Below are 14,768 nucleotides of genomic sequence, written 5' to 3'. Positions count from 1 at the left end.
TCTGGCCTAAGGTGTATCCCGAAATACGTTTGCAGTTCTTCAATTTACAATTGATAGCCTTCTAAATCGGTTTCTTCCAATACACCAGCGCATCTTCTCCGTTGTAATACCCCTTGCGACGTCCCAGCCGTTGAAACCCTGCCGATTCGTACAGGCGGATTGCCGCTTGATTGGAAGCCTTTACCTCCAGAGTGGCCCAGCGGCAGCCTGCTGCTCTCGCTTGGTTCAGCAGTTCTTCCAGAATCCGCCGGCCCAAGCCCTGTCGTCGGTACTCGGGATCCACCGCCAAGGAGATGATATGCGCTTCTTCTTCAATGCGCCAGAGAATGCCGAAGCCCACCAGCTCTTTTGTCGTCTGCGTCGGCGAAGTGGGGTTTGGAGAGGGAAGGGGAAACTCGGCTCGGCCCGAGCCACACGAAGCGCCAACGGCAGCGGGTTCCGCCACTACCCCAATCACCGTGCTTGTGGGTCGTTCCAGCTCCGCTCGATATCCCTGTTCTCCCCAGTATCCCCCATAGCACCGCCGATCCAGCTCCAGCAGTTGGGGCAGGGCAGTGATGTCCAACAGCTGCAGCCGATAACTCGTACCGCTCATGGTGGCCTAGTCTCGCAATTCGCAGAATTCCGCCAACAACAACTGCCCCAAGGGATCGTCATCGGGAGCCGCGTAGGGCAAGGCTCTGCGGCTGATGCTCAAGATGTTGCCCCCCGATTGGGGATGGTGCTCCGCACCGCTTTCGCGAACAGGCTTGAGTTCGTAGTCGATCCCTTCGGTGAAGCCGGCTTCCTGTAGGTAGTCTTGGGCGGCTTTGAGGATCCCTTCTCGCAGTTGCGCTTTGACCGCAGGGGCCATGAGGTGGCGAACAAACCACTGGGCGCTGGCGGGATCCACCCCGGCGAGGTATCGAAGGGCAGGGGTCAACACGGCGGGGCGCTCTTGAGGGGACAAGCCGTTCACCTGCTGAGCTACCGCGGGCACATCCCGCCGTTGCATCGCCTGGATCAGGGCTTGTGTGGCTGGAGAAAATGAGGGATCCGACACTTGGCTCATGGCTGGGGGTACCAGAGGGATTCGAGGGTGCGGACAAGGGCTGCTGCTTCGAAAGGAGAGGGAGCAGTCGGCAGACAGACGGTTACATGGCCCAGTTTTCGCCCTGGGCGGGCAGGGGTTTTGTGGTACCAATGCACCGTGGCATTGGGGAGCTGGGCCAGGCGCTGCCGCTTTTCTGGGTAATCGCCGGTGGCATGCTCATAGCCCAAGAGATTGACCATCACTGCCCCCGCACATTTGAGGGAGGGATCCCCCAAAGGCAGGCCGAGGATGGCCCGCAGGTGTTGCTCGAATTGTGAGGTGTGGCAGGCTTCCAGGGTGTAGTGGCCGGAATTGTGTACCCGCGGCGAGATTTCGTTGATCCAGATCCCGGCCTTGGGATGGGGGGGCGGCACCCAAAACAGCTCGATGCCGAACACGCCAACTGCACCCAGTTTTTCCATCAGATCGGCTGCTAAGCGCCGGATCTCGGCCTCGGTGGTTGGGGGGATGCGGGCAGGCACCAGGACATGGCGGCAGATTTGCTCAATCTGCACAGTTTCCACCACCGGATAAACCCGGATCTCTCCCTTCAGCCCCCGCGCTACCATCACCGCCAGCTCCCGCTCGAACGGGATCCATTCCTCCAGCAATAGCGGGATCCCCTCAGATTGGCTAAGGGCCTGCTGCAAAGCCGCTCGCTCGTGCAAGATGCGGGTGCCCTGCCCATCGTAGCCCTGCCGCCGTCGCTTGAGCACCACCGGAAAGCCCAGTCCAGCCAGGTCTGCCGAATCCAACACCGCCTCCAGCGGAAAAAAAGTCGGCACCGGCAACCCCAACCGCGCCAGGAACTGCCGTTGGTGCAACTTGTCCAGCAGCGGCTCTAGCGTGCTGAGGCTGGGACGAAAGCGGGATCCCTCCGGATCCAGTTTTTTCAGCTCCGGCAGAGGGATAAACTCGTTTTCAAAAGTAACCACCGGGCAGCGCTCCAACAACTGGGCTGTGGCCTGGGTGTCGGCTACGGATCCCCAAACCACCCCATCGGCCACTGCCACCGCCGGATCGGTGGGAGCAGCAGCCTGCACCACCAGCGGGATCCCCATCTGGCGAGCTGCCAAGGCCAACATCTGCGCCAACTGCCCGCCGCCAATCACCCCCACAGGTTGGGATCTCTGGTCTTTTGAGGATACCTGGGTTTCCACAGCCGTACCGTTATACTGGGTGGTGGGCCGCTGTCCATTGCTTCTTGGATCCAGAACCCCATTATGGGACCCCTTGCCCTCCAGCGCTAGGAGAAAAACGGTGGAACCCTCTCAACCCTCTGAGCTGAGAGCTCTAATCAACCGGGCTTTGGCGGACAAAGTCTTGACTCGCGCCGAGCAACAGCAGATTCTCAGTGCCGTCATGGCCGATCAAGAAATTTCCCCAGAAGAGCACGAGCTGCTGGAATCGATTGTGGAGCGCCTAAACAGTGGCGAGATCCGCGCTGTCGATTGAGCCCTGCCTTAAGACTGAGAGTGTCCCTAGGATTTTGGAGAATTGGATCCCAGTCTGTCCTTCGGCGCTGGGTATTCAGTCTGCAATGCTTGGGTCAATCCCGGTGGGTGGATCGCCTAGAATAATCCACAACCCACCTCTTTCTGCTGCCATGAGTTCTCACTCTTCAGATTGGTTCACGCGGGCTCGCCACATTTTTTACGGCACAGCCACTGCTCTGGTGGAAATCCTGCAAGACCCGGAAAAGCGCACCGAAAACCTCAACCGCCTCTCGATGGACTTGGGACAACTGGCGGCGGAGCTGGAGCAAAAGGGAGAGTTGATCGAGCAGGAGGCAGTTCGTTACGTTGAGAGTCTCAGGGATCCAGCCGCCAACGCCCCCTCGGCAAGTCCTGACTCTGAAGCGCCTGTCGAGAATGCTCCCCCGACACCAGCTTCCTCCCCCAACAAGCCGGCTATCTCCAGAGAAGAGATGGCTGAGTTGATGGAGCTGATCCATCAGATTGAGTCCTTGCGCCTGGATTTGGAGCGGTTGCGCACCTCGTCCTGAGTCCTGTGCGGTTCGATATCCTTACCCTTTTCCCCGAATTTTTTGAAACGCCGCTGCGCATTGGGCTGGTGGGCAAAGCCCTACAGCAGGGGATCGCCGAAGTCCACTGCACCAATCCACGCGACTTCGCCACCGATAAGCACCGCCGTGTCGATGATGAGCCCTACGGGGGTGGGGTGGGCATGGTGCTCAAGCCAGAGCCTTTCTTCGCTGCTGTCGCCTCCCTGCCCCGGTTGGATCCCTGCGAGATCATTCTGCTGACGCCCCAGGGGCAACCGCTAAACCAGGCGCTGCTGCAGGAGCTGGCCCAGAAGGCGCAGCTGATCCTGCTGTGTGGCCAGTACGAAGGCTTTGACGAACGCATCCGCCAATACCTGGCCACCCGCGAGGTGTCGCTGGGGGATTTTGTCCTGACCGGGGGGGAAATTCCGGCGCTGGCCCTGATCAACGGCGTGGTGCGGCTCTTGCCGGGCACCGTAGGCAAGGTAGACTCGTTAAAGAGCGAAAGCTTCCAGGCGGGGCTGCTGGACTATCCTCAGTACACCCGCCCGCCAGAGTTCCAGGGGTACAAGGTGCCGCCGGTACTCCTCTCAGGCGACCATCAAGCCATTGCCCGTTGGCGTCTGCAGCAGCAGCTGGTTCGAACCTGGCAAAGGCGGCCAGACCTGTTGGCCAAGCGCCCCTTGACCGCCGAAGAGCAGCAGTTGTTGGTAGAGGGGCTGGCGGAGCAGCACCCTCGTGTAAACGAAGCGGAGAAATAAATCATGCTCGGCAAGCTTCTCAACCGTCTCCTGAATCCATCGCTTGTCTCCTGGCGTGGGATCCCCTCGCCCCCAGTGCTGCTTCTGGTGGGAATGGCCTTGAGCTCGGTTCTGAGCGGTTCTGGGGTGGCCCTGGCTCAAACTCAAAGTGGAAGTGTCAACGAGGCTATTCGCCGCGACAGCAATCCCTCTCTGTTCGATAGCACCAGCATTAACGTCAACGATCTCTTCCGGGCTGCCGACTTCCTCTCTCGCCAAAGTGCCGCTTCCCGCTGGGACGGCAAGGCCAGCGTCGATGCTGCTGTGGAGCAATTCAACCAATCCCGCCGCCGCTCCCTGCTGCTTTCTCCCGGTTCCTTGGCACCTGAGCCCACCCCCACTCCCTAAGGTTGGATCCCATTCCCGGTAAATCTGTTAGGATCGCAAAGCCGATCCCGTGCCTGCTGAAATGCGGTACACCGTTTTCGGGATCCATTAGGAGAACACCGCCGTGGTTAAGAGCACCCCCTCCAGCAAAGCCGATACGGAGCAGCGTTTGGATCCCGCCAGCCGGGGTCACTCCAAAGACAGTTCCACCGCACCCAAAGGGATCCTGGGTTTTATTCAAGAGACCCGCACAGAATTAAGCAAGATTGTTTGGCCGAGCCGCCGGCAATTGATCGGCGAGTCGGTAGGAGTCTTACTGATTGTGTTGGCTTTTGCTTCCTTCATCTACCTGGTCGATCAAGTGTTTGCTTGGGTAGCCACTCAGCTGTTCTTGTGATGTTCTGTCCTGAGGGGCAAGAGAGTCATGTTCAAGGATGGCTACAGGGAGGATGTGAGGTGATGAGGCCAGAGCAGCAGCGAAAACGTCGTGGGGGCCGTGTGGAGCACTTTGAGCCTGCAGACGCGATCCCGGAACCAGACGAGGGGGAAGGTCAAGAGCGTCGCAACCTGCGCTGGTACGCCGTGCAGGTGGCCTCAGGCTGCGAGAACAAAGTGAAGAGCACCCTGATGCAACGGGCGGCTGCTTTGGATGTGGCGGATCAAATTGTCGAGGTGGTGATCCCGAAGCGGACGGGCTTCAAGCTGGATCGATCCGGCAAGCGCCAGGAGCAAGAGGAGAAGATTTTTCCCGGCTATGTCCTGGTGCGCATGGACATGAACGACGACACTTGGATGGTGGTGAAAACAACCCCCAACGTGATCAACTTTGTCGGCACCGAAGAAAAGCGGGCCTACGGTCGCGGTCGGGGGCATGTTACACCGCGTCCCCTCAGCCAAAGCGAAGTCCAGCGCATCTTCAGCAGCGTCGAGGTGGAGGAAGTGCCCCTCAAAATCGACATGGCACCTGGGGATCGCATCGAGGTGCTGTCCGGCCCCTTCCAAGGTTTCTACGGCGAGGTGGTGGAAGTCAGCCCAGAACGGGGCAAGCTCAAAGCTCTGATCTCAATTTTCGGGCGCGACACCCCGGTAGAATTAGAGTTTGGTCAAGTGCGAAAAGAGGTGTAACCGCGTTTCATGGCTAAGAAGTTGGTGGCCGTGGTCAAGTTGGCCATTCAAGCGGGCAAGGCCACCCCCGCTCCCCCCATTGGCCCAGCCTTGGGTCAACACGGGGTCAACATCATGGCCTTTTGCAAGGAATACAACGCCAAGACGGCAGACCAAGCCGGAATGGTGGTACCGGTTGAGATCTCCATCTTCGAGGATCGCAGCTTTACCTTCGTCCTCAAGACGCCACCGGCTTCGGTGTTGATCAAGAAGGCTCTGGGCATTGAGTCTGGCTCCAGCGAGCCCCACAAAACCAAGGTGGGATCCCTGACGCGGGCTCAACTGCGCCAGATCGCCGAGCAGAAGCTGCCGGATTTGAATGCCCACGATGTGGAGGCGGCCATGAAAATTATCGCCGGAACTGCCCGCAGCATGGGGGTGACGGTGGTGGATTGAGGGATCCCTTGCCCTATCTGAGGTGTTCACGGTCTTGAAGTTGTTTCAGCAAACCACTGTGGGGGAGAGAAGTTCTCGTCAGTACCCCGAGGAGAAACGATGGCTCGAAAACTTTCCAAACGTATGCAGGCTTTGCGGGAGAAGGTGAAGCCCATTGCCTATGCTCCCGAAGCCGCTTTGGCCCTGATGAAGGAGACGGCCACCGCCAAATTTGAGGAGGCGGCAGAGGTTCACATCCGCCTGGGGATCGATCCCAAGTACGCCGACCAACAACTGCGCACCACCGTGGTCTTGCCCAGGGGCACCGGCCAAGAAATCCGAGTGGCGGTGATTGCCCGCGGCGAGAAAGTGGTGGAGGCCCAAAATGCAGGGGCGGATCGGGTTGGATATGAAGACCTGATCGAGGAAATCAGCAAGGGCATGATGGATTTTGACCTTCTGATCGCCACCCCCGATGTGATGCCCCAGGTGGCTAAGCTGGGGCGGCTGTTGGGGCCGCGCGGCCTCATGCCTTCTCCCAAGGGGGGAACGGTAACCATGGATCTGGCCCAGGCGATCAAAGAGTTTAAAGCCGGCAAGCTGGAGTATCGGGCAGATCGCACCGGCATTGTGCATTTGATCTTCGGCAAGTGCAAGTTCCCCGTCGAAGCTCTGCTGGAGAACCTAAAAGCGGTGCAGGAGTCCATCGATCGCAACCGTCCTTCTGGAGCCAAGGGCAAGTATTGGCGAACCCTACACGTTTCTGCTACAATGGGGCCCTCGATTGAGGTTGATATCAATGCCCTGCGGGAGCTGAAGTTGGCAACTTAAGCCTTGCTTCGGTGCCGCGATGGGTTGAGAAGAGTTTGAGTGGGTGAATTTGGAGGAGGATCCCGGCAGAGCGTTTTTCCCCAGTTGAATAGCAAGCCGAAGACAGCAGGTGCCCGCGGGCTTAATCTCCTGCCGAGGTTTGAGCGAAGTTCAAAGGGATCCCTTCTTGGATCGCTTTTGATGGTGCGCTTATCTCAATGCGTCTCGGCTACGGCTGGGGCGCATTCTGTTTGGTAGAACCCAGATTCACCACCCGTTCAACCCTGGGTGACCATTGACAACAAAGGAGGTGAGCGCATGGGCAAGCAACCTGTAGCCAAGAAAGCAGAGATCGTCAATGAAGTCCGATCCCTGCTGCAAGCCAGCCAAATGGTGCTGGTGATCGACTACAAGGGGCTGACCGTTTCGGAGATGGATCAACTGCGGGCAGAGCTGCGCAAATCGGATTCGGTTTGCATGGTTGTTAAGAATACCCTGATGCGGCGGGCCATCGCCGACCAAAAAGCTTGGGCAGGGATCGCTCCCTTCTTGGCAGGGCCGACGGCCTTTATCTTGATTCGGGGCGACATTTCGGCAGCCCTGAAGGCGTATCAAGATTTCGCCAAGCAAACCAAGAAAACCGAGTTCCGCGGTGCTGGCATTGAGGGGCTATCCCTGACCTTGGAGCAGGCCAAAGCCATCGCCGAGCTGCCGCCCAAGGAGGTGCTCATGGCCCAAGTTGCGGGCAGCCTCAAGTCGGTGGGTACCGGCTTGGCGGTCGGGCTCAATGCTGTGCCCACGCAAGTGGCGCGCGGTATCCGCGAGATCCCGGCTTCTCTGGGGCGGGCCATCCGGGCCATTGCCGACAAAGAGGCTGCCTAAAGGGCTTCGGTTCATCAGCCCAAACCTATGTCATCCATTCCATTACCCCTTAAGGAGAAACCATCATGCCTTCAGAGCGCGTTGCAAAGATTTTGGAAGATTTGAAAGCTTTGAGCTTGCTGGAAGCTTCCGAGCTGGTGAAAGCCATCGAAGAAACCTTTGGCGTCAGTGCAGCAGCCCCAGCCGGCGGTATGGTTATGGCAGCTCCCGTGGCAGCAGCGGCGGCAGCTCCGGCGGCAGCCCCTGAGCCGGTGGAAGAGCAAACTGCCTTTGATGTCATCCTCGAGGCTGTGCCAGCCGACAAGAAGATCGCCATCCTCAAGGTGGTGCGCGAGTTGACCGGCTTGGGTCTGAAGGATGCCAAAGATCTGGTCGAGGCGGCTCCCAAACCCGTCAAAGAAGGGGTTGCCAAAGAGGAAGCCAACGACATCAAGAAGAAGCTGGAAGAAGCCGGCGCTACCGTCAAGATCAAGTAGTTCAAGTTACGGGGACAGCGCTTCTTTCTGGTCTAACGAGAAATCCAATCGAGACACTCAAACCCAAGAAGGGGGGCTGCTTCGGCCCCTCTTTTGGGATCACCCGGCCTGCTTCCATTGGCGTGAGTTCAGGATCCCTGTCCCCTGCTGCGTCGCACTTCCACCTCTCCGTGGGCTTTCAAAAGGGCAGCCAGCTTGCGACGCATGACAATGCCGGGTTTATCCGTGAACATGTGCTGCTCCGCCTTGATATCGAGGGGAACATCGTAGTCGGTGCTTTCCAGAACCCATTGATCCTCAAGGGTTACCTGTCGATCGAAGGCGATGATACTCTCAGCACTCACCTCTGCTTCTGAATCGTTGCGCAAACAGAATTGCACCACCTGTGAGGTTTGGTCGTCGATGGGGGCAGCCCCTGTGAAAATGATGTGGACAAGGCCGTTGGGATAGGTGATCTTGAGCTTGCGACTGAAGGGCATAAACCAAGTGCTCTCTAGGATACGCACGGTGCGATCCTCCGACATCCGCAAGTTTTGCTTCTGCAGGTCGCTGTTGAACACCGGCAAAACAGAGGTGGCCCGAAGGCCGTACTCCAGCTCTTCAAGGCTGTCCAGATCGGGGGGTACAGGCTCGGAGATCACCCCAAAGCTCTGCTGATGGACGAAGTGGGGATGGGCATTGTCAAAGGAGTTTTCCATCAGGCGCAGGCCAGCACATTTCCAGACCTCATAGAACTGATGAATTTGGCGAAACCGGGGATCCGCCACCTCTGAGATCTCGGGAATATCGGTCAAGGGATCCGCCAATGCCACCCAAACATAGCCATAGCGCTCTTGGCAGCGAAACCCCTCCACCTTGTAGGTGCGAGGGATGAAGTTGTCTGTAAGTTGGGGTACCTTCACACAGGTGCCAGAGCCGTCAAATTCCCAGCCGTGATAGGGGCAGCGGATGTGGCCATTGCAAACAACCCCTTTGGAAAGTTGGGCCGAGCGATGGCAGCAACGATCCAAGACGGCGCAAGGCTGCCCTGACTCATTGAGCCAAAGCACCAGAGGAGTCTTCAGCAGCGTGAAAGCTTGTGGGCCGGTTTCCAGGGCCGACATCGGGATCACGGGGTACCAAAACCGCCTCAGGACAGGTTGCTGGGTAACAAGCATAAACCCGCTCCACAAGCTCTAGTTCGGAGAATCATGAGCTGGCTTTTCGTGAGCCTAGGTGGCTCAAAGCACCGCCCCCCGTGAAAAAGATAGGCGTTGAAATGGCAGAAGTCCGTATAAGCCAACACAGCTTTGCCCTGGGCGCGTTTGTGCATCGATGGCTACCCCTCTGCCCGGGGATGGGCTATTGATCGAAGGAAGCAGAGAAGCGTCGGTGGGCTTCTGTTGGCATGTGGCTGTGAGGAAAGGTGGAAAGGTGCAAAACGAATTGAACCCCGCTCGAGATCCTTGTAGCGCAGGGATCCCGGCCCAACCTACTGCAGAGTCCACCTCCCCCAAACCAGAACCGGCTGCTGAGAGCCAGGCAAATTGCTTGACAGACGGAGAGGTGGATCCAGAGCCCCGCCTCAGCCGTTCTCAACAAGAACGACAGCAGGAACGCCGCTCCTTACCTTGGCGCCTGGGGCTGGCCAACGTGCTCTCGGCAGGGTTGCATTTCATCGCGTTGCATTTCATGGCGATGAGCTGGATGGGTTGGCGGCCTGGGATCCCGGAGGAGGAGATAATCTCCTTTCAGTGGGTGGAGATGGCGGATGAGCCGCCCCTGGAGCCGCAGTGGATTGCGCCCGTCTCCGCCCGTGAGTCCGGTGTCTCTGAACCCTGGGACGATGTATCGGTGCGGCAGTCGCAAGTGCCCAGCCCAAGTGAAGAGGCCACTTCTGCGGCGGCACAGCCTCTGCTCGCCTCAGCCGCAGGGAGTCCTGTCCCTGAGATCCTTTCTCCGCCGACAAGGGAGCTTGAGGTGCCCCAGCCCGCCCGGAACTCTGCCTCTCCTCAGCAGCAGCCAGAGGCCAGGTTAGAAAATCTATCAGCGGGTTTAGCAGCTCTGGAGCAGGCAGTTGCCGATCACAATTGGGCAGAGGCGCTACATCTGACGGAAGAATGGCTGGATCGCTGGCCTCTGTCCTCTCTGCAGCGCCAGCAACTGCAGGACTATCGTCAGCATCTGCAAAGCCTACTGGCTACCTCCTCGGCAGCAGCAGTGGAGACCAAATCGGCTCAGATCTCTCCTGCTCAATCCCTCAAGCCTCAACCCGAAAGAGCAGCAAGTTCTCCTGAGGTTTTGCCACAACCCTACCTGTCGGCTCCAGCGGATCCGCATCCAACTTTGCCCTCTCCAGAGCCGATCGCAGCCCCGTTGGAAGAGCCTTCTCCCACCTTGCCCCCGACTTTTCCTACCGGATCCCACAGCTCCAGCCTTGGTCGCACCAGTGGGATCGAGTCCTCGCGGGCAGGCCCACCCAGCCTCAATGCCGTCGCCGATCCAGATTGGGGAGACTACTTGGCTCAATTCCAAGAAAGGGTTCGCCAACACTGGATGGTACGGCGGGCATCCGGATCCTACGTAACGGTGGTGCAGGTGCGTCTGGATCGACAGGGATCCCTGCGGGAACTGCGCCTGCAAACCCCCTCAGAAGATCCCCTGTTGGATGCAGCCGTGCTCAGTGCCATCCAGCGCTCAGCCCCCTTTGCTCCTTTGCCCGAGAGCTATGTTGGCGAAGAACTGATGCTGGAAATCGACGTGTTGAGCGGATCCCTGCAGGCTGGCCCAACCCAGATTCCGAGAAACTAACGTCAGAACCTCAGGCAAGGCCACAAGCCCTGTTCAGAGGGGTTCAGATTTCCGAGTGTCGGCAGTAGCCTAGGCCATGGACTTGCGGCGGTTGCGCCGGACGGCCACCGCTTTGCGCTTGCGCTTTTCTAGGTTGGTTTCAAAGTGCCGATGGTTGCGCAAGTCCCGCAAAATGCCCGCCTTAGAAACCTGACGCTTGAAGCGACGCAGCGCAGATTCGATCCCTTCGTTTTCGCCAATCGTCACTTGGGTCATAGGAAAGACATCTCCTCCGTCAATCAAATGGGTTTGGTTACAACAGGGATCCCTATCGTGACATACTCCCGACTCCGACTGCTGGCGGTACGGAGCGGGCTTCTCGCTTCATTGGGGAGCTAGTGCAAGAACCCTCCACGAGCAGACACGGGATGCCCCACCGCGTAGCTGTACCAGATTCCGGCAATGCCGTTTTGCACAGCCAGGTTGATTATAGAACAGGGGATGTCCGCCTTTCATTCCGACCCTCGTCCTACGGACAGAGGGCGGGGCTTCAAGGACTCCGTCCCGCTAGCGCGAACGGCGGCCTAGCTAAACGATCGCCACACCACTGCTTGCTGCCACAGTTCGTGTTCACTGCGCCCGGCTGCCAAAGTTAAGCCCCGCAACCACCTCACCTTCCCTCAAATTGACAACGAATGAAGCAGTTGTCCCGGTGGGGGGTGGAGGGGAGGGTGGTGCTGGAGTTGGGCTGGGGGCACTGCCGATTACCGATTGCACAAAACCGGCGAAGCTAGACACCCGCGTATACACCCCATAGAAATTGGGCTGGGCGCAGCCGATGCCAAAACTGGTGATTCCGGCCAGGGCAAAACCCGTGCCACTGGACACAATCAAAGGCCCACCACTATCGCCCCGACACGTATCGACTTCTCCCTGGGGAAAGCCGGCGCAGAGCATAGTATCCAAAATGGTGCCATTGTAGGATTGGGGCGCGTTGCACACCGCATTGGAGACGATGGGAACGGTGGCCTGCTGCAAATCTCGGGTAAAGCCGCTGGGTTCTTGATCCAGGGGGAGGGGGAAGGTGGCTCCCCAGCCAAGGATGGTGGCGAGAGTACCAGGGGCAGTCAGGTTGGTTTGGTTGGGCTGCACCAGCGGCAGGGTAGGCAGGTCCACTGGCCGAGAGAGGCGCACCAGGGCAATGTCATTCCCCCCCTCTGTCCCTCGTAGGGGGTCGTAGTTGGGGTTGAGGACAATTTGCGCGGCGCGAATGCGTTGGCCGGCACCGATTTGCAAGCGGTTGGTACCCAACAGCAGATCCAGATTTTGGGCACTCACTACCTGCTTGCCTTGATCGTCGAAAAAGCAGTGGGCAGCGGTAACTACCCACTCCGGCGCGATCAGGGATCCGCCGCAAGACAGCGCTTGAAAAGGATCTGGCTCAGCCGCGTCCAGCAAAGCCACCATCCAGGGAAAGGCCCCTTCGGGAGCAGGTCTGCCGCCCACAATCCGCTCCAGCCCCAAGCCTGAGCGCGGCGTGGTGAAGATTCGCCCCGGGGGCAAAAGGGCAGTGACGCGGTAGGTGCCAGGGGGCAAGTTGGAGAAGCGGAAGTTGCCGCCGCCGTCGCTGACGGTGCTGGGCTCCCCCGGGTCGAGGCGGCCATTGCCGTTTAAGTCCAAAAAGGTGGCGATGCCCGGCAGCCCCGGCTCCCCCGGATCCCGCAGCCCATTGCCGTTGAGATCGTCGAAATGGGATCCCTCAATTCGTCCTGTGGGAGGGGCCGAGACTGGGGGAAGCGGGCGACTGGAACCCCTGCCGCCACAGGCGCTTATGCTCAGGGCCAGACACAACCCCAGCGGAATAGACCAAGAGCGAGCCAAGCCAAGGGGGGAATGGGATCGCGAGAGATGAGGCATGGTCAGATTCTCCAAAGCCAGCCGGTTGTGCTAGCCAAGGATATCCTACCAGCGAAGCCTAAGGATTGCGCAACCGGGAACGCTTCCCCCCGCGGCCGGCTCTCCCGAGTTGCCCCAAGACCCCAATGCCCACTTTTGCCTCTTGCCGCCCGTGCACCTGGGCAGTAAAACCAGGGTGGGAGGGTGTGTGGCAGATGAATATCGCGGTCTTGGGGTTCAAAGGGGGCGTGGGCAAAACCACTACAGCGGTGCATTTGGCCCTCTACCTTCAGCAAAAACAAGGGGCAGCCCCTTTGGGTGGGTCGGGGATGGCCCTGTTGATCGACGCCGATCCCAATCGCTCGGCCTCTCGCTGGGCAGAACGGGGATCATCCTTTCCTATCAAGGTATTGGCCGGGGATCCCACCACTCCCACGCCCACAGGCTTTCAGCACACGGTGATTGACACCCCTGCCCGTCCCACCCCGGAACAGTTACCAAAAAACTGGGTCTAAAGCCCCGCCCTAAGGCCTACGGCCCGCTGCCGCGATGAGCACCGCTGTCGTGGAGGGGCAACCCAATACGGTAAGTGCTGTCGCAGAACCAGGAACCAGAATCCCCTGTCTTTAGGCAGGGGAGTATGTCAAATCCCCAAAGAGACCCACCGAGCCGTGAAGCGCCTTCTGTTGGAGTCGGATCAAGATCTCTCAGAGTTAGTCGAGACGCTGCTCAGCCAGTGGCTGCGTTCTCAGTCGGGAAAGGTCTGAACATCAGGGAAGAGGGGCATTGCCAGACCCTACAGCCGCATAGGATCCCGCTGTCGGGGATCGGAGGGAGCCCACAGATTCCAGTTGAGAGCCAGATAGGAATAAGATGAAGGGGCGTGAGGCAGGGATCCCCGAACGCGAGGTGGGGCCGTTCGCAATAGCGGGACGGAGCCTTTGGGCACGCTGCGCGAGGGGAAGTCTGTGTTGGGAGGATGTCACGCTCTTTCAGGGGTAAAGGGATCCTTTATGCAAGCCATCACCTTGCTCGGCTCCACCGGCTCGATTGGCACCCAAACTCTGGACTTGGTGGCCCAGTATCCAGAGCGTTTTCAGGTTGTTGGCCTGACCAGCTACAGCAACGTCGCCCTCTTGGCCGAGCAGGTGCGGCGGTTTCGGCCCCAGATGGTTGCCATTGGCCGGGAAGAACTGCTGCCGGAGCTGCGGTCGCTGCTGACGGGGATCCGACCGCTGCCGGAGTTGGTGGCCGGAACGGAGGGGCTGTGTCAGGTGGCGGCTCACCCGGCGGCCCAGCGGGTGGTGACGGGGATCGTCGGCTGCGCCGGTTTGTTGCCAACCCTGGCGGCCATCCGTGCCGGCAAAGACATTGCCCTGGCCAACAAAGAAACCCTGGTGGCAGGGGGGCCGGTGGTGCTGCCCTTGGTGCGGCAGTACGGGGTGAACCTGATCCCCATCGACTCTGAGCATTCGGCCATTTTCCAGTGTTTACAGGGGGTGCCCGCGGGATCCCTGCGAAGAATCCTGTTGACTGCCTCGGGTGGCGCCTTTCGGGATTGGCCTGCCGAAAAATTGGATCAGGTCACCCTGGCCGATGCCCTCAAGCATCCCAATTGGGTGATGGGGCGCAAAATCACCATCGACTCGGCCACCCTGATGAACAAGGGCCTGGAGGTGATCGAGGCCCACTGGCTCTTCGGCCTGGACTACGACCACATCGACATCCTCATCCACCCGCAGAGCATTGTCCACTCCCTGATCGAGCTGGCCGATACCTCGGTTCTGGCCCAGTTGGGCTGGCCGGACATGCACCTGCCCATCCTCTACGGCCTCAGTTGGCCGGAACGCCTGGCCACCCCCTGGGATCCCCTCGATTTGGTCAAGCTGGGATCCCTCACCTTTAAGGCTCCGGATCACCGCAAGTACCCCTGCATGGAGTTGGCCTATGCCGCTGGACGGAGGGGGGGAACGCTGCCGGCAGTGTTGAATGCGGCCAACGAAGCGGCGGTGGCCCTGTTCTTGCAGGAGCGCATCCATTTTTTGGATATTCCCCGTCTCTTGGAGCGGGTTTGTGAGCGGCATCAAGTCATTGCCGATCCCAGCCTGGAGGACATTTTGCAGGCGGATGCCTGGGCGCGGCGGGAAACGGCGCAACTGGCCCAGCAAGCCCCGGCTCAGGTTCTGGTCTGA

19 protein-coding genes and 1 other annotated feature are annotated in these 14,768 nt (G+C 59.4%); of the genes, 13 read left to right on the top strand and 6 right to left on the bottom strand.

Features of this window, described 5'->3' with window-relative positions:
- Window positions 1-61: 61 nt before the first annotated feature.
- The 3 genes from rimI to ACVWYZ_RS09365 are packed head-to-tail and all read right to left on the bottom strand — an operon-like array spanning window position 62 to window position 2,232.
- Window positions 62-595, bottom strand: coding sequence for a ribosomal protein S18-alanine N-acetyltransferase (rimI, locus tag ACVWYZ_RS09375; protein WP_457466885.1), 534 nt, complete (start codon window positions 593-595; stop codon window positions 62-64).
- Window positions 596-601: 6 nt separating this feature from the next.
- A complete protein-coding gene (locus ACVWYZ_RS09370) occupies window positions 602-1,051 on the bottom strand; it encodes a hypothetical protein (RefSeq protein WP_457466884.1) in 450 nt (149 codons plus the stop codon).
- Window positions 1,048-2,232 carry a 5-(carboxyamino)imidazole ribonucleotide synthase gene (locus ACVWYZ_RS09365; RefSeq protein WP_457466883.1) on the bottom strand — a complete coding sequence of 395 codons (1,185 nt, stop codon included), beginning with the start codon at window positions 2,230-2,232 and terminating at the stop codon, window positions 1,048-1,050. Before ACVWYZ_RS09365 ends, ACVWYZ_RS09370 begins: the two co-directional genes overlap by 4 nt.
- 100 nt (window positions 2,233-2,332) lie before the next feature.
- On the opposite strand from ACVWYZ_RS09365, the gene ACVWYZ_RS09360 reads away from it, so the two are divergent.
- The 10 genes from ACVWYZ_RS09360 (at window position 2,333) to rplL (ending at window position 7,911) form a co-directional block, all read left to right on the top strand.
- A complete protein-coding gene (locus tag ACVWYZ_RS09360) occupies window positions 2,333-2,527 on the top strand; it encodes a hypothetical protein (RefSeq protein ID WP_414329471.1) in 195 nt (64 codons plus the stop codon).
- A 151-nt stretch (window positions 2,528-2,678) separates the two neighbouring features.
- Window positions 2,679-3,077 (top strand): hypothetical protein, encoded by a 399-nt coding sequence (locus ACVWYZ_RS09355; protein WP_414329472.1) that lies wholly within the window; start codon window positions 2,679-2,681, stop codon window positions 3,075-3,077.
- 5 nt (window positions 3,078-3,082) lie between these two features.
- Window positions 3,083-3,838 carry a tRNA (guanosine(37)-N1)-methyltransferase TrmD gene (trmD, locus tag ACVWYZ_RS09350; RefSeq protein WP_457466882.1) on the top strand — a complete coding sequence of 252 codons (756 nt, stop codon included), beginning with the start codon at window positions 3,083-3,085 and terminating at the stop codon, window positions 3,836-3,838.
- A gap of 3 nt (window positions 3,839-3,841) precedes the next feature.
- A complete protein-coding gene (locus ACVWYZ_RS09345) occupies window positions 3,842-4,225 on the top strand; it encodes a hypothetical protein (protein WP_457466881.1) in 384 nt (127 codons plus the stop codon).
- 103 nt (window positions 4,226-4,328) lie between these two features.
- The gene (gene secE / locus ACVWYZ_RS09340; protein ID WP_414351003.1) at window positions 4,329-4,601 is read left to right on the top strand and encodes a preprotein translocase subunit SecE; all 273 of its coding nucleotides are present in this window, start codon (window positions 4,329-4,331) and stop codon (window positions 4,599-4,601) included.
- 62 nt (window positions 4,602-4,663) lie between these two features.
- On the top strand, window positions 4,664-5,329 hold the full coding sequence (nusG, locus tag ACVWYZ_RS09335) for a transcription termination/antitermination protein NusG (protein WP_011432848.1): 666 nt from the start codon (window positions 4,664-4,666) through the stop codon (window positions 5,327-5,329).
- A 9-nt stretch (window positions 5,330-5,338) separates the two neighbouring features.
- Window positions 5,339-5,764 (top strand): 50S ribosomal protein L11, encoded by a 426-nt coding sequence (gene rplK, locus ACVWYZ_RS09330; protein WP_011432849.1) that lies wholly within the window; start codon window positions 5,339-5,341, stop codon window positions 5,762-5,764.
- Window positions 5,765-5,863: 99 nt separating this feature from the next.
- A complete protein-coding gene (gene rplA, locus ACVWYZ_RS09325; protein ID WP_011432850.1) occupies window positions 5,864-6,574 on the top strand; it encodes a 50S ribosomal protein L1 in 711 nt (236 codons plus the stop codon).
- 78 nt (window positions 6,575-6,652) lie between these two features.
- Window positions 6,653-6,812 (top strand) — a sequence feature (ribosomal protein L10 leader region).
- A 59-nt stretch (window positions 6,813-6,871) separates the two neighbouring features.
- Window positions 6,872-7,435, top strand: a complete 564-nt coding sequence (gene rplJ, locus ACVWYZ_RS09320) for a 50S ribosomal protein L10 (protein WP_414408259.1) — start codon at window positions 6,872-6,874, stop codon at window positions 7,433-7,435.
- 65 nt (window positions 7,436-7,500) lie between these two features.
- Window positions 7,501-7,911 (top strand): 50S ribosomal protein L7/L12, encoded by a 411-nt coding sequence (rplL, locus tag ACVWYZ_RS09315; RefSeq protein ID WP_414342772.1) that lies wholly within the window; start codon window positions 7,501-7,503, stop codon window positions 7,909-7,911.
- Window positions 7,912-8,039: 128 nt separating this feature from the next.
- On the opposite strand, the gene ACVWYZ_RS09310 is transcribed toward rplL, so the two are convergent.
- Window positions 8,040-9,068 (bottom strand): aromatic ring-hydroxylating dioxygenase subunit alpha, encoded by a 1,029-nt coding sequence (locus ACVWYZ_RS09310; RefSeq protein WP_457466880.1) that lies wholly within the window; start codon window positions 9,066-9,068, stop codon window positions 8,040-8,042.
- Window positions 9,069-9,441: 373 nt separating this feature from the next.
- On the opposite strand from ACVWYZ_RS09310, the gene ACVWYZ_RS09305 reads away from it, so the two are divergent.
- Window positions 9,442-10,701, top strand: a complete 1,260-nt coding sequence (locus ACVWYZ_RS09305; protein WP_457466879.1) for a TonB family protein — start codon at window positions 9,442-9,444, stop codon at window positions 10,699-10,701.
- Window positions 10,702-10,770: 69 nt separating this feature from the next.
- On the opposite strand, the gene rpsU is transcribed toward ACVWYZ_RS09305, so the two are convergent.
- A complete protein-coding gene (gene rpsU / locus ACVWYZ_RS09300) occupies window positions 10,771-10,956 on the bottom strand; it encodes a 30S ribosomal protein S21 (RefSeq protein ID WP_011432857.1) in 186 nt (61 codons plus the stop codon).
- A gap of 354 nt (window positions 10,957-11,310) precedes the next feature.
- On the bottom strand, window positions 11,311-12,597 hold the full coding sequence (locus ACVWYZ_RS09295; protein WP_457466878.1) for a trypsin-like serine protease: 1,287 nt from the start codon (window positions 12,595-12,597) through the stop codon (window positions 11,311-11,313).
- Window positions 12,598-12,791: 194 nt separating this feature from the next.
- On the opposite strand from ACVWYZ_RS09295, the gene ACVWYZ_RS09290 reads away from it, so the two are divergent.
- Together ACVWYZ_RS09290 and ACVWYZ_RS09285 are read left to right on the top strand one after the other, a co-directional pair.
- Window positions 12,792-13,091 (top strand): nucleotide-binding protein, encoded by a 300-nt coding sequence (locus tag ACVWYZ_RS09290; protein WP_414417191.1) that lies wholly within the window; start codon window positions 12,792-12,794, stop codon window positions 13,089-13,091.
- Between the two features lie 498 nt (window positions 13,092-13,589).
- Window positions 13,590-14,768 (top strand): 1-deoxy-D-xylulose-5-phosphate reductoisomerase, encoded by a 1,179-nt coding sequence (locus tag ACVWYZ_RS09285; protein WP_457466877.1) that lies wholly within the window; start codon window positions 13,590-13,592, stop codon window positions 14,766-14,768.

This window comes from Thermostichus sp. MS-CIW-37 (genome assembly GCF_054060065.1).
Note: the sequence above shows the minus strand (reverse complement) of the source record. Positions and strands in the feature narration are given on the sequence as shown.

Excerpts from the sequence above, each read along its gene's own strand:
- nusG (WP_011432848.1), top strand. The coding sequence starts at position 4,664 with ATGAGGCCAGAGCAGCAGCGAAAACGTCGTGGGGGCCGTGTGGAGCAC.
- rplL (WP_414342772.1), top strand. The coding sequence starts at position 7,501 with ATGCCTTCAGAGCGCGTTGCAAAGATTTTGGAAGATTTGAAAGCTTTG.
- rimI (WP_457466885.1), bottom strand. The coding sequence starts at position 595 with ATGAGCGGTACGAGTTATCGGCTGCAGCTGTTGGACATCACTGCCCTG.
- rplA (WP_011432850.1), top strand. The coding sequence starts at position 5,864 with ATGGCTCGAAAACTTTCCAAACGTATGCAGGCTTTGCGGGAGAAGGTG.
- ACVWYZ_RS09310 (WP_457466880.1), bottom strand. The coding sequence starts at position 9,068 with ATGCTTGTTACCCAGCAACCTGTCCTGAGGCGGTTTTGGTACCCCGTG.
- ACVWYZ_RS09285 (WP_457466877.1), top strand. The coding sequence starts at position 13,590 with ATGCAAGCCATCACCTTGCTCGGCTCCACCGGCTCGATTGGCACCCAA.
- ACVWYZ_RS09370 (WP_457466884.1), bottom strand. The coding sequence starts at position 1,051 with ATGAGCCAAGTGTCGGATCCCTCATTTTCTCCAGCCACACAAGCCCTG.
- ACVWYZ_RS09290 (WP_414417191.1), top strand. The coding sequence starts at position 12,792 with ATGAATATCGCGGTCTTGGGGTTCAAAGGGGGCGTGGGCAAAACCACT.
- ACVWYZ_RS09295 (WP_457466878.1), bottom strand. The coding sequence starts at position 12,597 with ATGCCTCATCTCTCGCGATCCCATTCCCCCCTTGGCTTGGCTCGCTCT.
- rplJ (WP_414408259.1), top strand. The coding sequence starts at position 6,872 with ATGGGCAAGCAACCTGTAGCCAAGAAAGCAGAGATCGTCAATGAAGTC.
- ACVWYZ_RS09345 (WP_457466881.1), top strand. The coding sequence starts at position 3,842 with ATGCTCGGCAAGCTTCTCAACCGTCTCCTGAATCCATCGCTTGTCTCC.
- rpsU (WP_011432857.1), bottom strand. The coding sequence starts at position 10,956 with ATGACCCAAGTGACGATTGGCGAAAACGAAGGGATCGAATCTGCGCTG.
- ACVWYZ_RS09355 (WP_414329472.1), top strand. The coding sequence starts at position 2,679 with ATGAGTTCTCACTCTTCAGATTGGTTCACGCGGGCTCGCCACATTTTT.
- rplK (WP_011432849.1), top strand. The coding sequence starts at position 5,339 with ATGGCTAAGAAGTTGGTGGCCGTGGTCAAGTTGGCCATTCAAGCGGGC.